General features: G+C 54.8%; 3 protein-coding genes. 2 read left to right on the top strand and 1 reads right to left on the bottom strand.

Annotation, left to right across the window (positions count from 1 at the left end; translation table 11 throughout):
- The coding region (locus Q0510_RS01730) for an alpha-L-fucosidase (RefSeq protein ID WP_298707663.1) at positions 1-1,101 on the bottom strand (1,101 nt) is incomplete at its 3' end.
- Between the two features lie 208 nt (positions 1,102-1,309).
- Here Q0510_RS01730 and Q0510_RS01725 point away from each other — a divergent pair.
- Together Q0510_RS01725 and bla are read left to right on the top strand one after the other, a co-directional pair.
- Positions 1,310-2,218: an AraC family transcriptional regulator gene (locus Q0510_RS01725; RefSeq protein WP_298707661.1), complete on the top strand. Its 909-nt coding sequence runs from the start codon at positions 1,310-1,312 to the stop codon at positions 2,216-2,218.
- A gap of 55 nt (positions 2,219-2,273) precedes the next feature.
- On the top strand, positions 2,274-3,141 hold an 868-nt coding region (gene bla, locus Q0510_RS01720), incomplete at its 3' end, for a class A beta-lactamase (RefSeq protein WP_298707659.1).

The raw sequence follows: 3,141 nt of genomic DNA, 5'->3' as shown, positions 1-3,141 counted from the left end.
CCTCCGGTCGTAATGCCAGCCGCCGATGCAGGTATCGGTTTGCCAGGGCAGGGGCTCAATAGCGTGGCTCTGCCCTCTCTCAATGTCCCACACGAGGCATTTGCGCTGTTCAGGGTCGAGCCCTTTGCCGGTAAGCACCGCTTCCAGCTTCCCTTTCTTTTGGATGCTGCGGTTGTAGAGGTATGCGGCGATGCGCAGCCCCACATCGCTGACAGGCCATAGTGGTAATACGGTGTCATCGAAATACACCAGGTCGGGATCGTAATTATCGATGAGCGCCAGGGTGCGTTTGTAGAATTTGTCGGCGTAGGCTTTTGATGGAATGGAAGCGCCGTCGGCCCAGTCCCACTTCTTGAGGTGATCTCCGCCCGGCTGGCTCAGGGGGTGGTTTTGGGCGTACAGTTCCTGGGGGTCGAGCCCCTCCCACCAGGTGCCCTTCCCGTCTGCCGCTGTGAGCTTCCCGTCGTAGGGGACGCCGGCGAGCGGGCCATGCTTATCCGCCTTCTGCGCGGCTTCGAACCAGGTCCAGGCGTGAGAGGCATGTATGCTCACACCGAAGGGAAGCCCTACTTTCTTCGCCGCCGCCGCCCAGCCGCCGATTATGTCTTTGCGGGGGCCTACGCGGGTAGAGTTCCATTTTTGATATTTATTCGGATAGAGGTCGAGATTGTCATGATGATTGGCCATGGCTACGAAGAATTTCGCGCCGGCGCTTTTGTATAGAGTCAGCAGCTCTTCCGGGTTCCAGTTCTCTGCCTTCCATTCGTTGATCACATCTTTGAACCCGAATTTGGAAGGATGGCCATATTTTTCACTATGATACTTGTAAGCCGCGCCGCCCTCGTGGTACATCTGCTGCCCGTACCAGTCCCCGAATTCGGGCTCGCATTGCGGCCCCCAGTGCGCCCACAGGCCAAATTTGGCATCGCGGTACCATTCCGGGACAACATATTTGGAAAGGGATGGCCAGCTGGGTTGGAATGGACCGGCCATTTCCGCCAGCAGCGCATCCGTCAGGGAAGCGGAACGCCCGAAAGCGCCGGAAAGCAATAACGATGGAATGCCGGTAAGTACGCCTTTTACTAAAGTCCTTCTTTTCATATCAGTACAATGCTTGGAGCCGGGAATCTGTTTCTCAGTGCAACCGCGTGGCCGGCCTGCCGTTTAGTATTTCTTAACGTGAATTCAAACTTACTACGAATCTCCGGCTAAAAACTTGCCGTAAATGGACTTTTTTTTGTACAAATCCGACCTGTTGTTTACAATTATCTCCTGTTTATGCTTAATTTGAACATACATTTTCCACGACATGATCAAAAGAAAATTTCAGCATACTTTCACCTTATTGAATGTGGACCGCGTGCTGCTCGACGCCCGCTGGAACTACCAGAACGTCATCAGCCCGTATTACCGCATTTATTATATCCACGAGGGCGAAGGCATGCTTTCCGGTGCGGGAGAAACGGTGAAACTGGAGCCGGGATTCCTGTATATCATCCCCAGCTTCACGCTTTGCAACATGCGGTGCGAAAATCACCTGGACCAATACTTTGTACAGTTTTTCGAAGATTCCACCGACGGTATTTCCCTTTTCGCGCAGCATCGCAGCATCGGGAAAGTAAACGCCACCGAAACGGAGCGCCTGCTCTTCAACCGCCTGCTGGAAATCAATCCCGGCCGGGGCATCAACCGGTCCGACAATCCGAAAGTCTACGAAAAAGACGTCTATTACAAAGAGTACCAGGAACTGAATAACCTGCAGAATATTTCCGTGTCCATGGAAACGCAAGGCATTCTCTGGCAGCTGACCGCCAAATTCCTCCACCCGAATCTGCCCGACAGCCGGCCCGACAAAATGATCCCCCTCAAACTGGCCGAAACGCTGGACTACATCGAACTGAACATGCATGCGGAACTAACGGTCAACTTCCTCGCTTCGCGCATCAACCAGCACCCGGATTACTTTTCCCGGCAATTCAAAGCCTACACGGGCACCCGGCCCCTCAACCACATCCTTGAAAAGCGGATCGAACGGGCGCAATACCTCATGGCCACCACGCGGATGAACTACGCTGAAATCGCTGCCCAGCTGGGATTCAGCGATCTTTCCCACTTCTCGAAGGCCTTCAGGAAATCCACCGGCATGGCGCCCCGGGATTACCGGAAACAGATGTACCTCGTCGGCTTCCATCATCACCCGAAAAAAAATCAGGGCTAACGTTGCGCCCGGAAAAGCATTTGAATTAATTTGCCGGCCTAAACCCTCACTCACCATGCGACCCGTCATCATCTCCGCCGCCGCCCTCCTGCTGCTGTCTGCCTGCGCCAATACCGGCAAGCAGCCTGCATCCGACAGCCTGACCGTATCCACCGCACCCGCATCTACCGACTCCCTCCGCCAGCAGATCGCCACGATCGCTGCCGAAGCCGGCGGCACCGTGGGCGTAGCCATCCGCCACCTCGGCACCGGCGATACCCTCACGCTCAACGACACCGCGCGCCTGCCCATGCAAAGCGCCTTCAAATTCCCCATCGCCATGGCCGTCCTCAAACAGGTCGACGAAGGCAAACTGAAACTCGATCAGCAACTGCCCATTTCCACCGATGACTATTTTGAAACTTACAGCCCTCTGAAAGACAGCTTCCCCAAAGGCGTCAAAGACAAGACCATCGCCAATTTAATATATCTGATGGTGAGCAAAAGCGATAATGTCGCTTGTGATGTGCTGATTCGCACCATCGGCGGCACCAAAGTAGTCGACGATTTCATCCATGGCCTTGGTGTGGAAAATATAGCCATCAAGCTTACGGAGGAAGAGATGAATGGTCCCGGAACCGGCTTCGAGCCGCAATTCCAAAACTGGGCAAACGTATCCGCCTATACGCACCTGCTAGACATCCTCGACAAAGGCACCGCATTATCCAAAGGCAGCAACGATTTCCTGGTGAATACGATGCTTGCCACCACCACAGGCCGCAACCGACTGCCTGGCTTGCTGCCTCCCGGCACACCCCTTGCACATAAAACCGGATCGGGCTATACCCATAACGGCCTCAATTCCGCTACAAACGATGCCGGCACTATTTACCTGCCTAATGGCCAACGGGTAGCCCTGGCCGTGTTCGTTTCCATGAGCCCGG

The organism is uncultured Chitinophaga sp. (assembly GCF_937874145.1).
Classification (GTDB): Bacteria; Bacteroidota; Bacteroidia; order Chitinophagales; family Chitinophagaceae; genus Chitinophaga.
Note: the sequence above shows the minus strand (reverse complement) of the source record. Positions and strands in the feature narration are given on the sequence as shown.

Excerpts from the sequence above, each read along its gene's own strand:
- Q0510_RS01725 (WP_298707661.1), top strand. The coding sequence starts at position 1,310 with ATGATCAAAAGAAAATTTCAGCATACTTTCACCTTATTGAATGTGGAC.